The sequence below is a fragment of the Pannonibacter anstelovis genome (assembly GCF_036881715.1).
GTDB classification, from domain to species: Bacteria; Pseudomonadota; Alphaproteobacteria; order Rhizobiales; family Stappiaceae; genus Pannonibacter; species Pannonibacter anstelovis.
Window position 1 is genome coordinate 59,925 of the sequence record NZ_JBAKBF010000004.1, and the last position, 23,190, is coordinate 83,114.

16 protein-coding genes are annotated in these 23,190 nt (G+C 61.5%); 8 read left to right on the forward strand and 8 right to left on the reverse strand.

Features of this window, described 5'->3' with window-relative positions; translation table 11 throughout:
• Positions 1-36: 36 nt before the first annotated feature.
• The 3 genes from V6L75_RS07915 to V6L75_RS07925 all read right to left on the reverse strand — a co-directional run bounded on the left by V6L75_RS07915 (position 37) and on the right by V6L75_RS07925 (position 2,269).
• Positions 37-786 carry an FCD domain-containing protein gene (locus V6L75_RS07915; protein WP_334250967.1) on the reverse strand — a complete coding sequence of 250 codons (750 nt, stop codon included), beginning with the start codon at positions 784-786 and terminating at the stop codon, positions 37-39.
• 185 nt (positions 787-971) lie between these two features.
• On the reverse strand, positions 972-1,952 hold the full coding sequence (locus tag V6L75_RS07920) for a TRAP transporter substrate-binding protein (RefSeq protein WP_334250968.1): 981 nt from the start codon (positions 1,950-1,952) through the stop codon (positions 972-974).
• On the reverse strand, positions 1,943-2,269 hold the full coding sequence (locus tag V6L75_RS07925; protein WP_334250969.1) for a hypothetical protein: 327 nt from the start codon (positions 2,267-2,269) through the stop codon (positions 1,943-1,945). Before V6L75_RS07925 ends, V6L75_RS07920 begins: the two co-directional genes overlap by 10 nt.
• A gap of 157 nt (positions 2,270-2,426) precedes the next feature.
• Between V6L75_RS07925 and V6L75_RS07930 the strand changes: the two genes are divergently transcribed.
• The 4 genes from V6L75_RS07930 (at position 2,427) to V6L75_RS07945 (ending at position 8,151) form a co-directional block, all read left to right on the forward strand.
• Complete coding sequence (locus V6L75_RS07930) at positions 2,427-2,960, forward strand: TRAP transporter small permease (RefSeq protein ID WP_334250970.1); 534 nt, start codon at positions 2,427-2,429, stop codon at positions 2,958-2,960.
• 6 nt (positions 2,961-2,966) lie between these two features.
• Entirely contained in the window at positions 2,967-4,280 is a 1,314-nt protein-coding gene (locus V6L75_RS07935; protein WP_334250971.1) for a TRAP transporter large permease, read from the forward strand.
• Positions 4,281-4,295: 15 nt separating this feature from the next.
• Complete coding sequence (locus V6L75_RS07940; protein ID WP_334250972.1) at positions 4,296-6,704, forward strand: glycoside hydrolase family 31 protein; 2,409 nt, start codon at positions 4,296-4,298, stop codon at positions 6,702-6,704.
• 316 nt (positions 6,705-7,020) lie between these two features.
• Positions 7,021-8,151 (forward strand): helix-turn-helix transcriptional regulator, encoded by a 1,131-nt coding sequence (locus V6L75_RS07945; RefSeq protein ID WP_334250973.1) that lies wholly within the window; start codon positions 7,021-7,023, stop codon positions 8,149-8,151.
• 140 nt (positions 8,152-8,291) lie between these two features.
• Here V6L75_RS07945 and V6L75_RS07950 read toward each other — a convergent pair whose 3' ends face one another.
• From V6L75_RS07950 to V6L75_RS07965, 4 genes are all read right to left on the reverse strand, one after another.
• On the reverse strand, positions 8,292-13,172 hold the full coding sequence (locus tag V6L75_RS07950) for an OmpA family protein (RefSeq protein ID WP_334250974.1): 4,881 nt from the start codon (positions 13,170-13,172) through the stop codon (positions 8,292-8,294).
• A gap of 68 nt (positions 13,173-13,240) precedes the next feature.
• Positions 13,241-14,947 carry a C1 family peptidase gene (locus tag V6L75_RS07955; protein WP_334250975.1) on the reverse strand — a complete coding sequence of 569 codons (1,707 nt, stop codon included), beginning with the start codon at positions 14,945-14,947 and terminating at the stop codon, positions 13,241-13,243.
• Positions 14,948-15,470: 523 nt separating this feature from the next.
• A complete protein-coding gene (locus V6L75_RS07960) occupies positions 15,471-16,637 on the reverse strand; it encodes a DUF1501 domain-containing protein (protein ID WP_334250976.1) in 1,167 nt (388 codons plus the stop codon).
• A 4-nt stretch (positions 16,638-16,641) separates the two neighbouring features.
• On the reverse strand, positions 16,642-18,168 hold the full coding sequence (locus V6L75_RS07965; RefSeq protein ID WP_334250977.1) for a DUF1800 domain-containing protein: 1,527 nt from the start codon (positions 18,166-18,168) through the stop codon (positions 16,642-16,644).
• A gap of 272 nt (positions 18,169-18,440) precedes the next feature.
• On the opposite strand from V6L75_RS07965, the gene V6L75_RS07970 reads away from it, so the two are divergent.
• The 3 genes from V6L75_RS07970 to V6L75_RS07980 are packed head-to-tail and all read left to right on the forward strand — an operon-like array spanning position 18,441 to position 21,273.
• Positions 18,441-19,460 carry an ABC transporter substrate-binding protein gene (locus V6L75_RS07970; RefSeq protein WP_334250978.1) on the forward strand — a complete coding sequence of 340 codons (1,020 nt, stop codon included), beginning with the start codon at positions 18,441-18,443 and terminating at the stop codon, positions 19,458-19,460.
• Between the two features lie 47 nt (positions 19,461-19,507).
• Complete coding sequence (locus V6L75_RS07975; RefSeq protein ID WP_334251241.1) at positions 19,508-20,515, forward strand: FecCD family ABC transporter permease; 1,008 nt, start codon at positions 19,508-19,510, stop codon at positions 20,513-20,515.
• Positions 20,512-21,273: an ABC transporter ATP-binding protein gene (locus V6L75_RS07980; RefSeq protein WP_334250979.1), complete on the forward strand. Its 762-nt coding sequence runs from the start codon at positions 20,512-20,514 to the stop codon at positions 21,271-21,273. The genes V6L75_RS07975 and V6L75_RS07980 overlap by 4 nt, the downstream gene beginning before the upstream one ends.
• A gap of 137 nt (positions 21,274-21,410) precedes the next feature.
• Here the strand turns inward: V6L75_RS07980 and V6L75_RS07985 are convergent, their stop codons facing one another.
• A complete protein-coding gene (locus V6L75_RS07985; protein WP_334250980.1) occupies positions 21,411-21,713 on the reverse strand; it encodes a hypothetical protein in 303 nt (100 codons plus the stop codon).
• Positions 21,714-22,079: 366 nt separating this feature from the next.
• Here V6L75_RS07985 and V6L75_RS07990 point away from each other — a divergent pair, with 366 nt between their 5' ends.
• Complete coding sequence (locus tag V6L75_RS07990) at positions 22,080-23,057, forward strand: hypothetical protein (RefSeq protein ID WP_334250981.1); 978 nt, start codon at positions 22,080-22,082, stop codon at positions 23,055-23,057.
• Positions 23,058-23,190 lie beyond the last annotated feature (133 nt).

Here is a 23,190-nt window from a genome sequence, read left to right on the forward strand (position 1 = left end):
CTTCAGTGCTCCACTCTTTCCCCGCAAATGCCGCCTTCAGGAAACGGCGGCTGCAGCGGGGCGGCTGTCGAACAGATAGCCATCAAACTGCGGGTCATCCACGTCGGACAGTTCCATCAGGGTCTGGCGCACGTTGTCCAGGTGCTGCCACATCGCCTGCCGGGCTGCGCGCGGGTCGCGGCACTGCAGGGCCGTGAGGATCGCCTGATGATCCTCCAGCCAGCGGTGCCGGTAGGTCCGGTCGAAGATGCGCGCATGCAGGCGGGCCCACATGGGGCTTTGTTCGCGCTTGCGCCACAGCTCGTCGATCATATCGACCAGCACGCTGTTCTGGGTGGCTTCGGCAATGAGATGATGGAACAGCTCATCGCCTGAATAGTCACCCGTGTCCTCTGCAATGGCCCGGCGCTCCATCTCCATCGCCTCACGCAGGCGCAGGATGTCAGCCTTGGTCACCGTGGTAGCTGCAAAGGCGGCGATGGAGCTTTCCAGCACCTGCCGCGCCTGCAGCAATTCGAAAGGACCGATGTCTCCGCGCGTGCCTGTGTCGTCACCGGCGGGCACCTTCACCACATAGGTGCCGGAGCCCTTGCGCACATCAACAAGCCCCTCGATTTCGAGCCTCAGGATCGCCTCGCGCACGATGGAGCGCGAGACACCCATCTCGTCAGAAATCTGCCGTTCGGGCTTCATGCGGTCGCCGGGCTGATAACTGCCTTCGGCCAGCTCCCGCCGCAGAGCCTCCGCCACCTCCTCGTAGCGCCGCCTGCCGGATGCCTCGATCATCTTCTTCCTCCATCCAGCGTCAGGACCCCTCACTGCGGCCCCGCTCCTCCCGCCGGTCTGCTTCATCCCTCAAGTGTCTGGCAAACTGCCACATTGCGTCAATTGCACGATGCAGCGGTTCTGCCCACCTTCCCCCTGAAACATAAGAAGAATCCGGGTGCAGGGCACCCGGATTCCGGTTGTGTTTACTCACCAGCGGCCTGAATGCGCTTGATGAGGTCGGCGACGCGCGGAGACTTGGCAGAAGCTTCCTCGATCATCGGCTTCACGGCTTCAGCGAAAGGAGCCTTGTCGACAGCCACGAACTTCACGCCCATTTCCTTCTCGGCCTGCGCCTTGCCGGCAGCAACCTGCTCATTCCAGCTGGTGCGGTGCAGGTCCATGGACTCGTGCGCAGCCTGCTTCAGAGCAGCCTTTTCGGCATCCGACAGGCTGTCCCAGGTCTGCGTGGAGATCAGAACCACCGACGGAACCATAGTGTGCTCGTCTTCGGAGAAGATCTTGGCGATTTCACCGTGACGGGCGGTCGTCAGAGCCAGCGGGTTGTTCTCAGCGCCGTCAACCACGCCCTGCTGCAGCGCGCTGTACAGCTCGCCATAGGCAATCGGGGTCGGGCTTGCACCCAGCAGCTCGACCATGCGGATCGCGGTCGGGCTCGGCTGAACGCGGATCTTCATGCCCTTCAGGTCGGCCGGGGTCTTGATTTCCTTGTTCGCGTAGAAGGAACGTGCGCCTTCCACGTAATAGGCGATGCCGATGAAGCCCTTGTCCTTCGAGGCTTCGAGAATGTCGGTGCCGATGTCGCCCGAGAACACCTTGTAGGCGTGCTCTTCATCCTTGAACAGGAACGGCAGGTTCAGCGGGGTGTAGGATTCGTCGAAGGCTTCCAGCTCGCTGGCGTTGGAGCGGGCCATGTCCAGCGAACCATTCTGCAGCATTTCCATGGATTCGCGCTGGTTGCCCAGCTGCGCGTTCGCATAGACGCGGATCTTGAGATCGCCGTTGGTCAGCTCGTCGACGCGCTTGGCCATGAATTCCATCGACTTGTGCAGCGGATGGTCTTCCGGGTTGTTGTGATTGAGCTTCAGGGTGCGGGCGTCGGCGGTTGCGGAAAAAGCCAGCAGAGCTGCACCAGCCAGCGCGCCGAGACGATAGGTCATACGCATGTCAAATTACCTCCCGATGATGCTTCAAGGATGCGCGCGGCGAGGAACCTCCCCCTGCCGGCTACATCGGAAACCGGCGGCACCCTCCGACCAGATTGGTTGATCAAAAAGGCCCGGCGCGCGACCAGAAATTTCGTCAAAGCACAGACAATGTCAACCGGTTTTGAAAATTGGTTGACCAATTCCCGGAAATAGGTTTTCTCTGACAAGCCGGATAAAGGGGCAAAACGCCTCTTTTCCGGGCATTGTCTGAGGTTTTCAACATCGGGCCAGTTGTCAGCAGAGGTGGCATAAACCGCCGCATCGAACCGCCGCATCCCCGGTACGCCTTAGAAAGCGCGGGCGTGGGGCAGGAAAGCGGACAACCGGAATGGCAAACCGGCAGACCAAGCTTGAAAGGCAGGCCGGGACATAAGAGGTCCCGGGAGGAAACAGGGGCCTTGCATCTTTGCCCCACGAGGAGGACATGCAGCCATGCATGCACTGAAAGCCCGCGTAGACTACGCTTTGGGCCTGTTCATCGCCGCGGTCTTCGCGGTTCTGGTCGCCTGCGTCGTCTGGCAGGTGGTGTCGCGCTACATTCTTGGCGCGCCCAGCACCCTGACGGACGAGACCGCAAGATTCCTGTTCATGTGGATTGGCCTTATCGGCGCTGCCTACACGCTTGGCCAGCGCAAGCATCTGGCCATCGACGTGCTGATGCAGATGTCCTCCCCTAAGGTTGCGCGCATGCTCGCTCTGCTCGTCACCGCCCTGATCGCCGCTTTCGCCGCCATCGTCATGGTCAAGGGCGGGCTTGCGCTCGTGCAGAAGACCCTTGCCTCCGGCCAGGTCACGCCGTCGCTGCGCCTGCCCATGGGCTATGTCTATGCTGCCGTGCCACTCTCCGGCGGCATGATGCTGCTCTATTGCGCCGAATTTGCCGCAGGCCTGATCTCCGGCCGCTACGCCCCCGTTGAAGATCTTGAAGCCGAAGCAATCACCGGCACTGACCAGGGCCAAGGATAATCCATCATGGAAAGCGAACTGATCAGCGCCCTCACCCTGTTTGGCGCCTTCTTCCTGCTGATGTTCATTGGCGTTCCGGTTGCCTACGCCATCGGCATTGCAACGGTCGTGACCTTCACCCTGTTCCTGACCTTCGACCAGTCGATCTTCAACACGGCGCAGCAGCTGGCATCGGGCCTCGACAGCTTCACCCTGCTGGCAGTGCCCTTCTTCATTCTCGCCGGCAACATCATGAACCGCGGCGGCATCGCCCTGCGCCTCATCGAATTCGCCAAGGTGCTTGGCGGCCGCCTGCCGGGCTCACTCGCCCACTGCAACGTGCTGGCCAACATGATGTTTGGCGCAATCTCCGGCTCCGCCGTGGCTGCAGCTGCTGCCGTTGGCGGCGTGATGGCACCGCTGCAGAAGAAGGAAGGTTATGACCCCGCCTTTTCGGCTGCGGTCAACATCGCCTCCTGCCCCACCGGCCTGCTGATTCCGCCGTCCACCACCTTCATCGTCTATTCGCTGATTTCCGGCGGCACGTCGATCGCGGCTCTCTTCGTTGCTGGCTACGTGCCCGGCATCCTCATGGGCCTTGGCATCATGATCATCGCCGGCATCGTGGCAAAGAAACGCGGTTATCCGGTCGCCCCCCGTCCGAGCTGGAAAGAAGTGGCCAGCAAGACCGGTGACGCGATTCTGCCGCTGGGCCTCATCGTCGTCATCATGGGCGGCATCATCGGGGGCGCCTTCACGGCAACGGAAGCCTCCGCAGTTGCCGTGGTCTATACGCTGATCCTCGCGCTCTTCTGGTACCGCGAAATCGGCTTCAAAGACCTGCCGGGCATCTTCCTGGAGTCTGCCGTCACCACGTCTATCGTGCTGCTGATGATCGGCTGCTCCATCGCCATGTCCCGTGTGATGGCCTTTGCTGACATTCCCTTCACGGTGTCCGACCTGCTGCTGTCGCTTTCCGACAATCCGCTGGTGCTGCTGCTGATCATCAACATTGCCCTGCTGATCGTCGGCATGTTCATGGATATGACGCCTGCGCTGCTGATCTTCACCCCCATCTTCCTGCCGGTGGTGAAGGATCTGGGCATGGACCCGGTGCATTTCGGCGTGATGATGACCTTCAACCTGTGCATCGGCATCTGCACCCCGCCCGTCGGCTCGGCGCTGTTTGTCGGCTGCTCGGTGGCGAAGGTTTCCATCGCCCGCGTCATCCGTCCGCTGCTGCCGATGATGGCCATGCAGCTCGCCGTGCTGCTGCTGATCACCTACGTTCCGGACCTCAGCCTGGCGCTGCCGCGCCTGCTGCTGGGTTATGCTGGCTGACGCTGGAGACATCTCATGAAAACGCTTGAGACATTCACTCTCACCCGCTCCATCGAGTCCGGCATCGAGCTGTCCATCGAAGGCCGCCACGTGATGACCGTGGAAGTGCTGGAAGACGCCCTGTTCCGCGTGCAGCTGCGCAAGAACGGCGAATTCCGCCTCGGCCGCAGCTGGACCGTGGCTCCCAAGCCGGAAGGCACGGCCACACCTTGCGAAACCCCGTGGGAAGGCCGCTCGCGGCGCGACCTTTCCGGCTTCACCTGCCCGGCCTTCACGCTGACCGACAATGGCGAGGCGGGCATCGTCCTCACCACCGGGAAGCTGCGTCTCACCATCACCCAGCCTCTCACCTTCGTGTGGGAAGCTAAGCAGGCCGATGGCAGCTTTCTTGTCTTTGCCGAAGACCGCCCGACCGGCGCCTATCTGCTGGACGTAAAGTCCCACGCCCATGCCCATTTCCTGCTGCGCAAGACCGGCGAGCGGGTCTACGGCCTCGGCGAAAAGGCTGGCGATGTTGAACGTTCCGGACGCCGCTTCGAGATGCGCAACCTCGACGCCATGGGCTATGACGCCCGCTCGACGGACCCGCTCTACAAGCACTGGCCCTTCAGCGTCACCCGCACACCCTCGTCCGGCGCCTTTGGCATTTTCTACGACAACCTTGCAGGCAGCTGGTTCGATCTCGGCAACGAGCTGGACAATTACCACAAGCCCTACCGTGCCTACCGCGCCGAGGACGGCGACCTCGACTATTACATGAGCTGGGGCGCCTCGGTTCTGGATGTGGTCAAGGCCAATGTCCGCCTCACCGGCGGCACCGCCTTCCCGCCGCTGTGGACCATCGGCTATTCCGGCTCGACGATGCATTACACCGATGCAGACAACGCGCAGGAGCAGCTGGAAGGCTTCGTCCGGCTGGTGGAAGAGCACGACATCCCCTGCGACAGCTTCCAGCTGTCCTCGGGCTACACCTCCATCGGGCTGAAGCGCTACGTCTTCAACTGGAACACGGAAAAGGTGCCGGACCCGGCCGGCATGTCGGCGAAGTTCGCCTCCGCCGGTCTGCATCTGGCGGCAAACATCAAGCCCTGCCTGCTGCAGGACCATCCGATGTTCGCGGATGTAGCGGCGAAGAAGCTCTTCGTTCTCGACAGCGAGAGCAGCACGCCCGCGCGTTCGGTGTTCTGGGATGACGAGGGCGCGCACCTCGACTTCACCAACCCGGAAACCATCGCCTGGTGGCAGCAGAACGTGACCGAGAAGCTGCTCGGTTACGGCATCAACTCCACCTGGAACGACAACAACGAGTACGAGATCTGGGACAGCCACGCCCGCTGCAACGGCTTCGGCGAGACCATCGACATTGGCCTCATCCGTCCGCTGATGCCGGTGCTGATGACCCGCGCCAGCTACGAGGCGCAGGTGCGCCACCAGCCGGATGTGCGCCCCTATCTCATCTCCCGTTCCGGTGCACCGGGGCTGCAGCGCTACGCCCAGACATGGTCCGGTGACAACCGCACCGCCTGGGAAACCGTGCGCTACAACACCCGCATGGGCCTCGGCATGTCGCTGTCCGGCCTCTACAACATCGGCCATGACGTGGGCGGCTTTGCCGGTCCGCGCCCCGAGCCGGAGCTGTTTGTCCGCTGGGTGCAGAACGGAATCTTCCATCCGCGCTTCACCATCCATTCCTGGAACGACGACCGCACGGTCAACGAGCCATGGATGTTCCCGGAAGTGACGGACCACATCCGCGATGCGATCAAGTTCCGCTACCGCCTTCTGCCGTACCTCTACACGGTGCTGCATGCGGCAGTGACCGCTGACGAGCCGATGCTGCGCCCCACGTTCCTCGACCACGAGAGCGATGCGCGCACCTTCGCCGAGAGCGACGAATTCCTGATCGGCCGTGACCTGCTGGTGGCAAGCGTCATGGACAAGGGCGCCGCATCCCGCACGCTCTATCTGCCGGAGAACGGCACCGGCTGGTGGAACTTCTGGACCGGCGAATGGCATGCAGGCGGCCAGGAACTCACCCTGCCCGTCACGCTTGGGTCCATGCCGCTGTTCGTGCGCGCTGGCAGCGTGCTGCCACTGGCCGAAGGCCTGACCCGCGCCGACAGCCGCAAGGACACGGCCCGCACCCTCGCCATTTTCCCGGCACAAGGGGCAGCTTCCAGCGTCAGTCATGAATATGCGGACGACGGCTTTGCGGCCAATGCACTGGACGGCAACCATGCCCTGATCCGCATGGACCTGACCAGCGATGCAGACAGCATCAACCTGACCCTCTCCCGCACGGGCGCCTATGCCCCCGCATGGACTGAGGCAAAGGTGATCCTGCCGGCCGGTGAAAAGCGCAATCTGACGGTGAACGGCGTGGAAGCTGCAAGCGGCGCCACGGCCAGCTTTCCGGCAGCCTGACATGAAAGGCGGGTGGCTACACCCGCCAGAAACCCCGGCGGTCTGAGGACCGCCAAAACAAGAAGAGCACGGGCACCGGCAGTACCGGCAAGCCCGCGCCTTTTTCCAAGTCCTCCCAAGACGCACCTCGGCGCGGATGACCCCGGTCATCCGCGCTTTCTTTTTGCGCGATCTGACGCAGCATCACACCGGGCTGTTCAGAAGATGCATTCTGTTTCGGATAATTGCTGGACATCGCTTTCCGTAGCAGCAAAAGTCCTCGCGGATCTGTTATCAGATCATTCTGCGCCTCAGCCAGCAAGACGGGGGACCTTGCATGGACGACCAGGATACGGAATTCATCAAGGTGCGGGACAGCTTCTTTGAGGCAGCTGTCAACCCTGACCTATGGGACAGGGCTCTCGCCGGTTTTTCAGATTTCACCGGCGGATCTTCTGTAAACCTCGTCGTTCTGGACAAGCCCGGCGCGCCACCGGTGATCGAGCATTTTGTCCGGGGCGACGATGCAGCCTACGCTCGCTATCTCGGTGACTATTTCGCCATTGACCGCCGGGTGCCGCGGGTTGCGGCGGCACAGGTCGGCAGGATCCTGCTGGAACAGGATGTGCTGAGCGAGGAAGAGAAGCGGCAGGACACGGTCTACAATGAGATCCTGGCCGGCAACGGCATGCGCAATCTCGCACTTGCCAACCTGTCCAGCGGCCACCTTCTCATGGGCATCGGCATAGCCCCGCAGAATGATGCAGACCCGTTCGAAGCAGATCAGTTGACACGGCTGGCCCGGCTGCTGCCGCATCTGCGCAATGCGCTTAGCTTCTATACAATCAACATTCAGCTGCAGCTGCAACGGCAGATGCTGGCGGATCTCTTTGCCCTTGATGGCAAGGGGATCGTGGTGCTGGACATGAACCGCCGGGTGCTGTTTGCCAATGCACTTGCCGAAACGCAGTTTTCCAGCGGCCTCATTTCGGTGCGCCAGGGCACCATCACCTTCCGGCACCGCAACAGTGAAATGGCCTGGCAACGCGCCTTGCAGGATCTCCAGGACGGGGAAGTTACGGGATCAGCAAGCTTCATGGCCGAAAACCCTGAAACGCTCGGCATGACGGGTGTCCGTGTGCTTTCGGCGGCCCCTGTTCTCGAACAGTTTCCGATGTTCACCGCCCCTGCCATGCTGATGCTGCTCACGCCCATCAATCCGGGGCTGGCAATCAGTCCCACAGAGGTTGCCCGCTTTGGTGCGCTCTTCAGGCTGACACCGGCCGAATGCCGGGTGATCGAGGCCATTTCCGCAGGCACAGGACTGGATGATCACGCAAGCCAGCAGGGCATCCGGCTCGATACCGCCCGCAAGCAGTTGAAGTCCGCCATGGCAAAATGCGGTGTCACCAGCCAGAAGGCACTCATTTCCCGGCTGGAACGCTTCTGCCTGGTTGCCTTGCGGTAAAAAAGGAAGGGCGGCAACAGCCGCCCTTCCGATCAACTGAAAAGTATTTCCGAGTATAAATGTGCCTCCCGCCACTATGGCGTTCGGCAAAATTCCGGGGCCTTGCGGCACAAGCGGTAACGCCTGCGCCGCAAGGCAGATCAATTGGCCTGGGCTACCGGGAAATCGAGCACATTTTCCGATTTCGGAATGGTCGGATGCTGTGCCCCGTCCGTCAGCTGCGGCACACGGCGGGAGGTGTAGCTGATGAGCTCCTGAATGCTGGTGAAGCCGTTGGCATCACCTGCATTGCGGTCTGCCTCGCCGTCCAGCCCCTCAAGCAGTGCCGCCGTAAACGCACCGTGGCCGCCCCTGTAGCTTTCGTCCTCCAGCGAAGACTGCGCGCCCGTAGAGGAAGCGACGACAATCGTACCTGTGCCTTCCGTCAGAGCCTTCACCGCGTCTTCAGCCGTGACACGCCCGCGCTTGCGCGGTCCAACCGTGCCCGCATGACAGATATCCATCAGGAACACGGCCTTCTGGTTGACCGGGCGCCCCTCCAGGAAATCGCGGAACTTGTCCACCTGCATGCCCGTGTAAGGCCGCTGCATGTCGCCGTCATGGGTGACAAGATAAAGCTGCTGCTCATTGTCCTGCACACCATGCCCGGCAATGAAGAGCACGATCACGTCCTCGGCCGAGGCCTGCCGCAGGAAGTCGTTCATCTCCACCCGGATGTTGCGCTCGGTCGCCTGGTCATTGACCAGAACCCGCGTATTGACCTTGCCGTAAAGCACACCCTCCTGCGCCTTGAAGGCTTTCTCCAGCTCCTGCGCATCCTTGTGGGCATATTCGAGATTCTGGGTGGCGATCTCATAATCGGAGATACCGACGCCGAAGAACCACAGCTGCACATTCGAGGCCCGCTTCTGCGGCTTCGCCTCGGCCGTGCGGGTGATCTCCACCCGCTGGGTCAGGATCTTTGCATCCCTGTAGGCGATGCTCGCCTCGATGACGTTGACGCCCTCCTGCAGATTGAACTGACGCGAGGTACCGATCACCTCGCCGCCCTCATAAACCGGCTCCTCGTCGAAGCCGCGCCCGCGCGGAACAGGGCGCCCGTTGAGCGTATAGACAAGCTCCGGATCGGGCAGGCTGGCATCGGCTTTCTCGATGCGCAGCTTCAGATTGAAGCTGTCCTCCGTGACCGAGGCTTTCAGCGGGCCGTCGACGGACATCTTGTAAGGCGCTTCGAAAAGCTCCGGCTCCACCTGCGGCGGCTCCGGCGCGGAAGGCGTGCCCCCCTCGCCGGTCAGACGGCTCAGGCGCTCCTGAATGACACGCGGCCGCTCGAAACGCTGCTTCAGGGCATCGAAAGGCAGGTAGTTGTCACCCAGAGACCAGAACACGCCATCGGTTCCGCCGAGTGACGAGGTGAACTCGCCGCTGGGCGCATAGGCGATCCACTCGTTACCGTTCTTGATCACCACGGTCAGCTGGCGCTCAAGCGTTCTGAGGTCGAAGTAGACCAGTTCGTTGCCTGAGGTCATCGCGACAAGAAGGTTGCGCGGCTCCAGCACCTCAATGTCACGCAAGGTGCCCCGGAAGAAGGCAGTCCGGTCTCCCAGTTTCAGCAGATCGCGCGACCATTCGATGGTGCGGCCGTCATCCAGCTTGCGCGTCCAGAAGCCGTTGTCCGCTTCCCATTTCTCATACCGCCCGCTCGCCACATCATAGATCCGCCAGCCGCCTGCGACTTCCAGAACGCGCAGCTTTCCGGGTTCCTCATCCCGGAACGAGAGATCCCGCACTTCCTTGTTCAGGCTGATGACCTTGGTTTCACGTCCGGACGCAATTTCATAGACACGGACAGTCTTGCCATTGGTCCAGCCGTGCCCGTACCCATCTTCCCAGCGGGTAGCAAGTGCGACGAGACCGTCCGCGTCGCTGATGGAAATGTCGTTCACCGCCGTGCCGTAGCTCTTGCCATACTGCAAGCGGCTAGTGACGAAATCGAACTCAATACGCGACAACTTCCGCAGGGAAGGACGCTCCCGCACTTCCAGAACACCCGTCCGGGAGTCCGTCTTGCCCGCCGGCTGACCGGCAAAGACCACATACTTGTCGCTGGTGCTGACAAACTGGACATTGAACCCGAGGTCCTCCAGCACCTCCTCACGGTAGTCCTGCGTGCTGAAGGTGACGATCCGGTTGTCTGCATCCACCATGAACTGGCGCGATCCATCCTCCTCCAGAGCCATCCAGCCAAGCTTGGGGCTTACTTGCAGGGTGTGCACACGCTGGCCTGTCGTCAGGTCCCAGACATGGCTGGCGCTGCTGTCACGCGAAACAAGCAATGCATTCGTCTTGTCGGATGAGATGCTGTAGCCCGCCGGTGCAAGGCCTGTCATGTCCGCAACGGGCTCGAGAGAGGCAGCGTCAAGCCATTCCACCGTGCCGCCGCTTCCTGCCACAATACGCTTTCCATCAGGCGTGAAAGACAGGGAAATGTCTTGCGCACCCTTGCGCTTTGCAAGGATTTGTCCGTCAGACAGGTCCAACAGCATCAAGCCCGTTTCACTGTTGAAAGTGTCATTCATCACGGCCAGCGGCCGGGAGGGGTGAAACGCAATGCTCTTTGGAATGACAGGCACGCTCCTGGACGCAACGACGCTCCAGTCCAGCGTGTCCCAGATCACCATTTGATGCTGGTTGTCGACCGCCACCACATAGCGGCCGTCGCGGCTCGCCCCCATGGCATGGGTCCAGTCTACGCCGGGGAGATGACGCTCCATCTGGAGCGTCTTTCCATCAAAAACCCTGATACCTTCACGCTGCGCCTGGCCAGCAACAATCTTGCCGCTGCCAGCCAGCCAGACCAGCGGCCCACTGATCCGCGTGGTGCTCAACCGGGTAACGGCTCGCTGGTTACGGGACTGCACGTTGTAGATCTTGAGGAAACCCTCGGCATCCGTGTAGGCTAGTTCATCGCTATATGGGCTCCAGGCAAGCTTGGCAATTTCGGCCTCACCATGAACCTGCGCAACCGCATGCCCCGTCTTGGTGTCATAGACATAGAGCGTGTAGGTGACACTGCCGCTGACTTCCGTGTATTTCGAGACAGAAGCGAAATACCGGCCGTTGGGTGAGAAGGCGCGCTGATCGCCGCCCCGGTAAAAGTCGCGCAGCTTCACCTTCTGCTGCAGATCCCACAGCTGCACGGGCTCAAAGCCCGTCGCTGCCAGACGCCCGCCCGGCGCAAGCCGCAGCCCTCCGGCGTCAAGTCTGCCCGTGACCGCGATTTCCGGTGCACTGACATTGCCATAAGGCCGGATTTCGACACGCCGGTTGCGCTGGCGCCCTGCCTCACTGTCATTTCCGGCAATGGGCTGACCCGCGCCATGACCGGCCGTCCGCAAGCGGCTTGCCGGAATGCCGTGGCGCGTCTCCAGATAGGCGGCAACAGACTGGGCGCGGCGGGCAGACAGGGGCAGATTGATCTCGTCAGACCCGCGGCTGTCCGTGTGCCCCTCGATCAGGAAGATATATTTCTCGCCGCCCGGCGCATTGAGAGCCCCAGCCGCCTTGTCGAGTGCCGGATAGGTGTCAGGCCGGATCACGTCCGAATTCGTTTCGAATTCCACCGCCAGTGTCAGGCTCGCACCAATGCGCGCTTCCCAGTCCTTCAGGAAGGGGTTTGCCTTGAGGAAGGTCTGGCGCTCATTTTCCAGCACTTCCGCAGTGCCAAGGAGCCGCTGCCAAGTGGAGAGCCAGCTGCCGCTGAGACCTTTGGCGCCTGCAGCCTCATCCAGATAACTCCGGGCCTTCGCATAGTCCTGAGCCCAGACCCGGTTCTTCACCAGTTCCACCAGCATGGCGTATTTCCGGCTGGATGGTGTCACATCAAGGACCGCCTTCAGCGCCGCTTCCCCTTCATCCATACGGCCCAAGGTTTCCAGCAGGTCCACGGTCTGGCGCACGGCCGTATGCCTGTAGTCAACGAGCACCGCCTTCGCCTCTCCTTCACGGCAATAAGCCAGCGCCTGATCCGGCTTGATCGCGAAGGAGAAATTGGCCCAGCACATGTACGTGGCAGTCTGACTGACATGCGGCAGATCCTGATAAGCCTTCTGCAAGAGCGCATAGCTGCGGTCAAAATCGTAGCTGGCCATCGTCTCGAAGCCATCCAGTGCAGCTTCCGCCACCTTTGACATGGCATAGGCCTGCTCATAGAGCTTCATGGCCTGCTGGCGGGCATTGAACCGGTCTTTCAGCTCACCTGCCGCGAAAATCAGCGCTTCAGCGCTGCGTTCCGCCACCGCATACTCCAGGACACGCTTCAACTCGGCAGCCCGTGTTTCGGCAGTGGCACCACTGCGCTCAAGCCGTGTCATCCGGAGCTGTGTCAGCCGCTTCAGCGCTTCGAAGGGCGCGCCCTCGTTCAGGGCGGCATCGAAGAGCTTCTCTGCCTCCTCCGTATTGCCATCTGACTGGGCGGCAATGGCGCGGATGAAGGTCACGGCACCATCCCGGTTGCCGAAGTTGCGCTCGATGCCTTGCAGGAAGGTGTCTGCCTCGGCTGGCTGTTTCAGCTTTCCCCGCAGCAGGAAGTAGAGGTTCCGGATGAGATCGGTCTCAAAGCCAACAGCCTCGAGACCCTTCTCATAGATGCCGCGGGCACGGTCGAAATCGCCGACCTCTTCATAGGTAAGGCCAAGGTAGACATAGGCTGTCGGAAAATCCGGCCGCTGATTGATAACCTTGAGATAATTGGCGATCACTTCCTGCCGGTCGGCATAGTTCCGGTCCTCGATCCAGGTCCGGGCAAACAGGCCCTCCGGAGTGTCCGGAAAGGTGTCTGCCAGATGCTTGCGCATGGCCGATCGCTCAAAACGGCCAGGGATTTCAAGGCTCAGATCCAGCAGCTGCTCCGGCTCCAGTCCCTGATAGGGAGAGACGCCTTGCGCAAGAGTGGCACCACCAGCAAAGGGCATGGCGAGGAGGAGGCTCGCACCGGCAAGCGCGGAAAGAAGACGGGTCATTCGGTTCAGGCTCCAGCAAGTTCTGGAAAGCGGAAAGAAAAGTACGGTCCGGGGTGCTTGGGTCTGGGTCATGGGGCCACCTGCACCTCAATTGTTGTCTCGGACCGGTTGCCGGCAGCATCGACGGCAACAATCGTGACGGGATGAGCCTTGCCATCCGCAGGCACCTCCACGCTGGCCTCGAATGGCCCGCGTGAGGAGAATTTCGATGAAAGGGCCCCAGCAATGGTGATGGACTGGATCAGCCCCTCATCCTGTGCGTTGCCCTTGAGCACAAAGGAAGCTTCAGAGATACGGCGGATGGCAGCCTGCCCGGCAATGACCTCCAGCTCGTCAGCGGTAGGTTCCGACACCACCAGCTTTGGCGGCGTGCGGTCCTGCATGTTCTGCTCCGGGGCCACATGCTCGATGCTGACGATCAGCGGCACCACCGTGGCCTCTCCGCTCGCTGCTTCAAAGGAGAGCGGCCCCTCGCGTGTGATGTCCTTTTCCGGGACGAGAGCTGAGCCCAGCGCCGCTTCAAGACGCGGCAGCGGTCCTGCCCTGCCCCCATTCATCCGTTCGGCGATGGCACTCGCGTCCAGCGGCTCGCGTGAGAACAGCACGACGTAGTAGTCACGCCCCGTGTCATCATTCAGCCGCGTGAAGAAATCCTCCGTCGGCCCCGGCACCAGCAGCGCATTGCCTGCCTCTGCCCTGGGATTGATGCCGCGGTTTCTCGGGAAAAGCTCCACATAGCGACCGGCGCTGTCACCGCCCAGAACGTAGATATAACCACCGGACCTGCTGGAAATTTCCGCCCGGAAGCGCGAGCCCGACGGCATGGGGTCATCCAGCCGCACGTTCTCACCACGCCGTGAAACCGTCAGCTCCTTGCCCGTGATATGAATAAGCCGCAGGCTGCCGCCCATGTCCACCACCTTTTCAGGCTCCGGCGGCTGCGGCGGGATCATCTCGAACCCCTCCCTCACAAAGGCATTGAAGTCGTCATAGGAGACCCAGACGAAGCCTCCATTACCCCATTCCGTCCCCCAGCTGTTGATCAGCTCAAAGGCTCCGCCGAACTTCGTATCGTCGTAGCCGATCACCGCCATGGCATGTCCGCCAAGCTCGCCCCGGTCCCGCAGGGCGATATCCTCGCGGCCACGCAGGTAACGCTCGCCCGAGTCCATGAAAGCATCGGAAACAAGCATGCCGATGACGACCGGATTGCCATTGGCAAGCGCCCGGCGCACGGCTACATGTTTTGCGTTGGACCGCCGGTCGAACAGGCGCTTGTAGCCGCCAATGCGGTAATTAGCTGCAAGATTCAGATGTTCGGGCCCCGGACGGGCACTGCAGCTCTTGTCCGTATAGGGAAAGTCGCGCAGAAGCGGCACGCCATCTTCTGCCATCAACTCGAGCGCATCAGCCGGCAGCGAACCAGCATCGCAGCCGCCCCGGCGGATCTGGTTGTAGACGAAGGCTGGAGAGAAAACGCTGCGGTTGATGTCGCTGCGGGAGGTAATCTCCAGACGCCGTGCCTCGCTCAGGGTGCGGGCGGCATAGGCAGAGGCCCAGCCAACACAACTGCCCTGCTGCCCCTGATCGCCCGGCGTAGGCGCGAAGGCCTTCAGAGACACGCGAGGCGGCAGGGCCGCATAGTTGCCCCGCGCCATGGGTGCCCCCTTTGGCACGGCCCCATAGACCTGCTCGTCGAACACGGCCCCTGTCGCAAATTGCGCAAGGGCAGAAGCGGCGGGGAACACGGCTGCCGCCCCGATCAGCGCCGCCACGAGGCATTGCCTGACCGCCCTGGATGCAAAACGCGAAAGAAATGACCTGGCACCACCCGGCGTCATATCCGCGCCGGTGTCACTATGCTGCATTGCTATCATGCGTTCTGTCCCGCTCCACGCTGCATACGCCCCGAACGCCAGCACGGAGAAACCTCACTCACCCGGTTTTCACGAACCGGCCTGCCCTTGAGGCATATCAGCAGGGAGCGGCGGCGGGCTCATCCCCCAAATGGGGTATAAACTGCGCAAAGATCTTCAAGCCGGTGCACCAGACACTTGATCCGAAAAAGAATGGGCGGCCCGGAGACCGCCCCTTCGAAGGACTGAAAAGGTCAGTTGAAAATTGATGTTCCGTTTGCCCACAAGGCACCCAGCCATGCGCGAGATCTAGACCTTTTCAGGAATAGAGGCTGAAACTCACCCGAAAAAAATCATTTCAGCAGGCTGCGGATCTCACGCGCGACAACAACCGGAAGCGTTCCCACACAATGCTCCCCAGCCGGAACTGACGGGAGCCCTGTCAGATGAAGCCGGGGCGTCCCTCCAACTCAAGGCCGGGAAACACTGTGTCCGTCAGCGCGGAGGCCTTGAGGCCGAACTGGTGGCCGAGAAGAGCGGCAGCCACAGCGCGCACGTCACCGGTCGGGTTGAGGTCCCGGTCATCCAGCAGGTTCCCCTCACCCAGTCCTGGCCAGCGTCCATAGACCTTGCCGCCCCGGATGGCCCCGCCCGCGATCACCGCGCAGCCACCAGTGCCATGATCCGTGCCGTCATTGGCGTTCTGGCGCACGGTGCGGCCGAATTCCGTCATCGCCACAACAGCCGTCTTTGCCCACACCCCAGGCCCCAGCTCTTCACGAAGCGACAGAATGGCCGCGGACAGGTCCTTTACGGCGCTGGAAAAATCCTGCTTCTGCTGGACATGGGTATCCCAGCCGGTGATGGAGAAGCTGGCGATACGGTATTCATCCTTCAGCAGCGCTCCGGCCATCCTGGCAACCTGGATAATGCTGTTGTTGCGCTTTTCCTCTGCGTAGAGCGCGTCGGTGAAACTGTCGATGCCGACCGCCTGTTTCAGAGCCTCCGAAAAGGCAGGCTCACGCTCGTAAAGCCTGACCAGAAAGGCCAGCTCATCCTGCCCCAGTGACACATCCGAACGCGGCGACCACACATCGGCCGGATTGGCCCCGGACAGGATCATCTCCTGCGCACTGCTGACACTGATCGCCTTCAAGGGCTCGCCGGTAAGCGACAGCGTCCGGTTGAGCCATCCGCCGGCTCGGGCTGCACCTTCCGTCCCGCCTGCTTCCAGAATGTCCTGCCCGTCGAAGTGGCTGCGGATGTTGCGGTATGGAGTTGAAACTGCATGAACGAAGGCCAGCTCCTCTGCCTTCCACAAGGGCAGCAAGGGCGCCGCCGCCGGATGAAGGCCGAAAAAGTTGTCCAATGGGATCAATTGTGGCGCCGAGGCTTCCACCAGTTTGGGCCGCAGGCCCGCAAAGGCCTTGTCACCAACCGGCTGCACCAGATCCAGCCCGTCCATCGCCCCGCGCAGGATGATCGCGATGAAGCGGTTGTCTCCCGGCATGGCGGCCAGCGCCAGAGGCGTGAAGAGCGGAGCTGCCGCCGCGCAACAGGCAGAGGCCAGAAACCCGCGCCGGGTCAGTCCAGTCAGCGTGCCAGCCATCGGTTTATCTCCTGTTGAACTCGGGTGAAACCAGCACGAGCATCAGCCCGGCCTCACGGCTCGGCGCGCGCGAGACGAGTTGCAGCGTATCGTCGCGGGCCAGATCCAGAAGGGCGTCATGGGCAAACTGCCGCGGATCCGGCTTGCCGGGAATGCGCCGCGCCAGCCGCCGCGCCCATTCAATCCGCATCGAAAGCTGTGCCGGGTTGAACCAATAGGCGCTCTGATCCTTGAAGCCTGCCGCATCGCTTGGCCGCCATACGGGCTCCCCAAGGGCCGTTATCATCTGCGCCGCCTGCCGGGCGAGAGAGCGTTTCATCTTCGGCCGGGGTTTGCGGTCATCACCGCTGTTCTCCCCGCTCTCCATGCCGCGCCAGGTTTCATCACCGCTCCCGGGCTCCGCCATGGCCAGCCGCTGAGGTCCAGCCTCCGGCAGGTCAAAGGCCCCAAGGATCCCGTCCTCATCATTCAAAAGGTCCTGCGGCCGCGTCAGTCCCGCTGCCCGCAGACTGGAGACAACGTAGTCGAACGGCTTCTTGAATTTCTGACCAGGCTCCACCCAGGCAGCCTTGCTTTCCAGCATCGCCCGGTACACAGCCATCAAGTCTCCATCTTCCGTCTTCCATGCCTTCACCATGGCAGCAATGGTGTGCTCATCCGGCGTCTCGCTGATGAAATGCTTGAAGAGCTGCGTGCTGACATGGCGCATGGTGCGCTCATCCGAGGCCAGATCCTCCAGCACGGTGTGAGCGACGTCGAAAACGCCCTCGGTACGCTCATAATGCCTGCCGAGCACCTTGAACGCCCCCGGTTCTGCCCGGTTGCGATCGAACCCGGCCCGAACCTCGTCTCGATTGAACACAAGGCCAGTCAGCAGCAGCGCAAGCTCGCGCACATCCGTCTGGCTGTAACCGGAGTTGACGCCCAAGGTGTGCAGCTCCATCACCTCACGGCCGAAATTCTCGTTTACGCTACCGCCGCGCTTCTGCGCCTGCCGCGAGTTTGGCCCCATGGATTGCGCCTGATCCAGAAACACCAGCATGGCCGGGTGCAGCGACACCGCCTTGAGCAGGTCTGCAAAGCGCCCGGACAGATTGGGCCGGATGGCCTCTGCCTCATAGAGCGGCACGATCAGGCGCATCTCGGTGGACTTGCTGGCACTAACGGTAAAATGATTGAGCCAGAAACCAGCCAGCCGCTCCTGAAAGCCGAAGGAAGAGCCCGCGGCCTGAGCAATCCTGCCCGACACGTCCGCATCGAATCTGGCCGCCACGCTCCGATTCAACGCCTTCTCCTGCTCTCCCAGCGCTTCGCCATTCCTGATCCGCTGTGTCAGATCCTGGCGCACGCTCCGGTATTGCCGGATACGCGTCTTGCGCGTCTCCACTCCTTCACGGGGAAACAGCAGCTTCTCGTCCTGCGCCTGGCGCAGCTGTTCCAGAAGCGCATCCGGATCGCTGTCCGGCGTTTCTCCCGGCGTCAGGCCAAATCCGAACCGCACCCCGGCCATCACCGCCCGTGAAACCGCCATACCTGCTCCTTGGCTCATACCTCCGGCATGCCGATACGCAGCCGGAACGCCTGACATGAGACGCTGGCAATGCGGTGAAACCAAGAACAGGTTAAGTCATTGCGTATATGATTTTTTTTCACAATCCGGCGGCCAGAGAAGGCAAAACTTGGGCAACTCTGGAATCCCGGCAAGCCAGAGCCGCCCACATTAATATGAGTTTCAGAGTCTTGTTTGCTTCAGCACGTGCAGTTATAAGGCGCCAGCTCCAACAGCTTGGCCGGAACATACCCATGAAATCTCTTCTGATCGCCTCGAGCGTCATCGCCTCCCTTGCCGCAACGGTGACGGCAGCCTCTGCTGCACAGACCAAGTACCCGCTGACGATCGAGAACTGCGGCGTGCAAGTCACCTTCACCAAGGCTCCGGAGCGGGCCGTTGGCCTTGGCCAGAACAGCGCGGAAATCCTGCTGCTGCTCGGCCTTGAGGACAAGATGGTTGGTACCGCCTTCTGGCCGAACAAGGTTCTGCCGCAGCTGGAAGAAGCCAATGCCAAGGTGAAGGTGCTGACGGTCGAGTTTCCGACGTTTGAATCCATTCTGGCAGAAAACCCGGACTTTGTGGCTTCTGCACTGCCGAGCCTGATCGGCCCGTCGAGCAAGGTCGCGAAGCGCGAGGATTTTGAGAAGCTGGAAATACCGGCCTACCTGTCGCCCAGCACCTGCGTCGCTGAGGGCGTAGCCAAGGACAAGTTCGGCTATGGCGAGCGTTCCGAACTGTGGAAAATGGACACGCTCTTCAAGGAGATCGATGAACTTGCCCAGATCTTTGACGTGCAGGAAAAGGGTCAGGCCCTGATCGCCGATCTGAAGAGGCGCGAAGCCGAACTGCGCGCCACGGCGCCCAAGGATGGCAAGAAGCTGTCCTACGTGTTCTGGTTCTCCAGCCCTTCTCCGTCCGCAGATGCTTACCTGGGCGGAAAGTACAGCGCGTCGGGCTTCATCGCCGACGTTCTCGGCGGCACGAATGCGATTCAGTCGGAAGCCGAATCCCCGGCTCTGGGCTGGGAGAGCATCATCGCCTCCAACCCGGACGTGATCGTGGTTGCCCGTGTCGACCGCAACCGCTGGGAACTCGACAAGGCCGAGGCCAAGATTGAGTTCCTGACATCGGACCCGGCAACCAGCCAGATGCCTGCCGTCAAGAACAAGGCGATGGTCATCATGGACGGACAGGCCATGAACCCGACCGTCCGCACGATCTTCGGCGCCGAACAGGTGGCTGAGCAGCTCAAGGCGCTCGGCTTGCGGTGAGCATCGTGATTGAAACAAGCCGGTCCGGCCATGCAACGCGGCAAGCCCTGGTTACCCTGGGCCTGCTGCTTGCCAGCCTCGCAGCCATTGGCCTGGTAGTCGGCATCAGCGTCGGGATCGGTGATATGCCGATCCCGCTAGCCACCACATACACTGCAATCACCAACAAGCTCGGCTGGACTGCAGTCGAGCTTAACCGCATCCATGAGTCCGTCATCTGGGATTACCGTCTCAGCCGTGCACTCGTTGCGGCATTCTGCGGGGCAGGCCTTGCCATCTCCGGCGCGATCATGCAGTCGCTGCTGCGCAATCCGCTGGCCGAGCCCTACGTGCTCGGCATCTCGGCAGGCGCATCGACTGGCGCTGTCTGCATTGTCATCCTCGGTGTTGGAGCTGGCACGGTTTCCCTGTCGGCAGGCGCCTTCGCCGGTGCCTTTGCGGCCTTTCTCTTTGTCGCCCTGCTCTCCAACGGCACCAGAGGCGGTGCAGACCGTACCATTCTGGCCGGTGTTGCCGCGTCCCAGCTCTTCAATGCTGCCACCTCCTATGTGGTGACAACGGCCGGCAACGCCCAGCAGGCGCGTGACGTGATGTTCTGGCTGCTCGGCAGCTTCGGCGGCGTGCGCTGGCCGGAGTTCACACTCGTCTCAATTGTCGTTGGCCTCGGCCTTATCGCCTGCCTTGCCTATTCGCGCATCCTGGATGCCTTCGCATTTGGTGATGACTCGGCCGCAGCGCTTGGCGTCAATGTCAGCCGCGCCCGCCTCAGCCTGTTCTGCCTCACAGCCATGCTTACAGCGACCATTGTCAGCATGGTGGGGTCCATCGGCTTTGTTGGTCTGGTCATCCCCCATGCAGCCCGCTTCCTCGTCGGTCCGCTGCATATCCGGCTGCTGCCGGCCTGCGCCATTGGCGGAGCCATCTTCATGGTGCTGGCGGACATTGCCTCACGCATTCTCATCCCGCAGCAGGTGCTGCCCATCGGCGTTGTAACGGCGCTCGTCGGCGTGCCTGTCTTCTCCATCATCCTCTACCGTTTCCAGCGTGCATCATGAGCATCAAGTCTGAAAACATCACCTGGAAGATCGGCACCAAGACCGTTCTGGAGGATATTTCCTTCGAGGCGAGGCCCGGCGAAATGCTGGGCCTGCTTGGCCCGAACGGTTCGGGCAAGACCTCTCTGCTGCGTCTCCTGGCCGGCCTCAAGCTGCCGCATTCCGGCCGCGTGCTTCTGGAGGACCGGGATATACAGAAGATTTCCCGCAAGACGGTGGCCCAGCGTGTGGCCTTCGTGGAACAGCACGCCACCACCAATGCCAACCTCAAGGTCGAGGATGTGGTCAAGCTCGGCCGCTTCCCTCACCGCTCCATGTTTTCCGGCTGGACAAAGGCCGATGAACATGCGGTGGAAGAAGCGCTGGAACGCTGCGGCATGGCTGCCAAGCGGCACGAGCGCTGGCAGCACCTGTCGGGCGGCGAAAAGCAGCGTGCACACATCGCCCGCGCACTGGCCCAGAGCCCGCGCGAGCTGATCCTTGATGAGCCGACCAACCATCTGGACATCCAGCACCAGATCAGCCTGCTGAAGCTCATTGCAGGCCTGCCCGTCACCAGCATCATCGCCCTGCACGACCTCAACCATGCGGCCATGTTCTGTGACCGCATCATCGTGCTGGAACAGGGCCGCATCGCCGCCAATGGCACCCCGGCCGAAATCCTGACCGAAGACCTGCTCCGCTGCGTCTTCTGCGTCAGAGCCCATGTCTGCCCCTCCGACCATCACAATGGCCCGCATATCCAGTTCTTGACGTGAGGCGGAGACGGGAGGAACGGCTCTCTGAGGAAAAGCGGTTTTGTGCAGGAGCACGATCAACGCATGCCGAAGTTATAGAATCGCGAGCCGTTTGCCGCGCGAAGGCACGAAGTGCGCGCATCTTGATACAGCGTAACTCAGTTTGGCAATGGAATGGGTGCCGCCTGCAATTCACACCAGGTGGAGATATCGCCCGGATCAAACCGCTCGCACCCGTTCTCCTTTTCAATATGAAAATACTCCCGCCCCGTTTCGGACAACGCATAGTAGCGGGTACGGTCGCTCCCCCGGAGCCAGAAACTCCCTGAGCCTGCATTCTCAACATCGGCCCGAAAGGTCCAGATGCTGCTTTCTGCCGGGATGAAATAGCTCCCGCGCCCTTCAAGCAGGCCCCATGCGTTCTGCGGAAGCCGTGTTGTCAGCGGCAGAACAACCATCATTCCAAGAGCAGCCAGGATTACTCGTTTCACGTTGGACCATATCCGCGCCAGGACGATTTTATAAAAACCCTTGGCTTGTCTAGGTGGAATTCATCAAGCTGAAGCAAGCGGCGCTTACGGCGGAGGGCCGGAAGCACAGAACAAGAATTTGAGGCATCCGGGTTTTTTCCGGGGCATAATGCATCAGCATACCGGATGCCTTGAACATCATCCAGCCACCTGCAAACGTCCCGCAACCGAAAGGCCTGAGCCATAGAACCCGGAGCCAAGATCCTTCACCAGATCTATGAAGCAGCGCTGGAGCCGGAGGGCTGGCAGCCGGTTGCCGAGAGTCTTGCAGGACTGGTGGATGGGGCGGCAGTTCATATGTTTCTGGTGTCCGGATCATCCGGCCACGCCCATGTGAACCTTTATGTGGGCGGCGATCCTGACTTCGCGCCCGTCTATCTGGATGGCTACGCCAGAGACGATTTCCGCGTCCCGCGTGTCATGGCACGTGAAGCAGGCAGCTTCTGCTCCGAGCATGTTTATGTATCAGAGGCAGAGGCACGCAGAAGCAGGATCCATCAGGAACTTCTGCCCCGCTTCGGCATCCATGACATCCATGGCAGCAATCTGAGCTTTGATGGAAACATCGGCTGGTTCGGCATTGGCTCGTCGCGGCGGGACCGTGGTATCGAATCACCGGCCGTCAAGCTGCTGACGGCACTGTCACCGCATTTGCTGCGCGCGTTCAAGCTGGGCATGGCACGGCTCGGCCTTGAAGATGCCCCCGGCACCCGCACGGACGTAGCCGACCTGATAGCGTCAGCCGTTTTCGTCTTCAACGGGAAGCAACTGGCAGAACTGAACCGCTTCGCCGGGCAGCTTCTGAATGAAGGCTGGTTCCGGCTTTCGCCCGCCGGGACGCTGTCCTGTACCGATACGCTCGAAAATGCGCGTCTTGCAGCCTTTCAGCAGTCTGCGGATGCGGCTTCCGGCCAGGTCACCCTGCATCTGCGTCACCCGGACAGCAACACCCTTTACGCCCTGAGGCGATGGAGCGCCGGCACGGCACGGATTGGACCATCCCGCCAGATCCTGACAGTCACACCCCTGACAATCGCCGCGCCCAGTCCTGAGCAAGTTGCAGACTTCTGCCGGCCATTCGGAATCACATCAGCAGAATGCAGGGTCGTGCATGCCGTCCTGTCGAGCCTGCCACTCTCCGCCTTCGCAAGCCGGACAGGTTCCAGCCTCTATACGGTGCAGGACCAGTTGAAGTCGGCCATGCTCAAGATGGCCATGCCATCCCAGAAACTGATCTTCGCAGCCTTCGAACGATACCAGGCCTTGCAACGCTGATCCCCTGAACGGGGGGGGGGGGGGGGGGCGGAAGCATGCGGGCCCGAACCAGCTTTAAATGCGGCAAAAAACCCGGCCGGGCGAACCCCCTTTCAAAACGGGGCCCTGTAAGGGAAAAACCTTTTCTGACACC

Excerpts from the sequence above, each read along its gene's own strand:
- V6L75_RS07930 (WP_334250970.1), top strand. The coding sequence starts at position 2,427 with ATGCATGCACTGAAAGCCCGCGTAGACTACGCTTTGGGCCTGTTCATC.
- V6L75_RS07950 (WP_334250974.1), bottom strand. The coding sequence starts at position 13,172 with ATGACCCGTCTTCTTTCCGCGCTTGCCGGTGCGAGCCTCCTCCTCGCC.
- V6L75_RS07965 (WP_334250977.1), bottom strand. The coding sequence starts at position 18,168 with ATGGCGGTTTCACGGGCGGTGATGGCCGGGGTGCGGTTCGGATTTGGC.
- V6L75_RS07945 (WP_334250973.1), top strand. The coding sequence starts at position 7,021 with ATGGACGACCAGGATACGGAATTCATCAAGGTGCGGGACAGCTTCTTT.
- V6L75_RS07980 (WP_334250979.1), top strand. The coding sequence starts at position 20,512 with ATGAGCATCAAGTCTGAAAACATCACCTGGAAGATCGGCACCAAGACC.
- V6L75_RS07940 (WP_334250972.1), top strand. The coding sequence starts at position 4,296 with ATGAAAACGCTTGAGACATTCACTCTCACCCGCTCCATCGAGTCCGGC.
- V6L75_RS07990 (WP_334250981.1), top strand. The coding sequence starts at position 22,080 with ATGTTTCTGGTGTCCGGATCATCCGGCCACGCCCATGTGAACCTTTAT.
- V6L75_RS07920 (WP_334250968.1), bottom strand. The coding sequence starts at position 1,952 with ATGCGTATGACCTATCGTCTCGGCGCGCTGGCTGGTGCAGCTCTGCTG.
- V6L75_RS07935 (WP_334250971.1), top strand. The coding sequence starts at position 2,967 with ATGGAAAGCGAACTGATCAGCGCCCTCACCCTGTTTGGCGCCTTCTTC.
- V6L75_RS07970 (WP_334250978.1), top strand. The coding sequence starts at position 18,441 with ATGAAATCTCTTCTGATCGCCTCGAGCGTCATCGCCTCCCTTGCCGCA.
- V6L75_RS07915 (WP_334250967.1), bottom strand. The coding sequence starts at position 786 with ATGATCGAGGCATCCGGCAGGCGGCGCTACGAGGAGGTGGCGGAGGCT.
- V6L75_RS07925 (WP_334250969.1), bottom strand. The coding sequence starts at position 2,269 with ATGCGGCGGTTCGATGCGGCGGTTTATGCCACCTCTGCTGACAACTGG.
- V6L75_RS07985 (WP_334250980.1), bottom strand. The coding sequence starts at position 21,713 with ATGATGGTTGTTCTGCCGCTGACAACACGGCTTCCGCAGAACGCATGG.
- V6L75_RS07960 (WP_334250976.1), bottom strand. The coding sequence starts at position 16,637 with ATGGCTGGCACGCTGACTGGACTGACCCGGCGCGGGTTTCTGGCCTCT.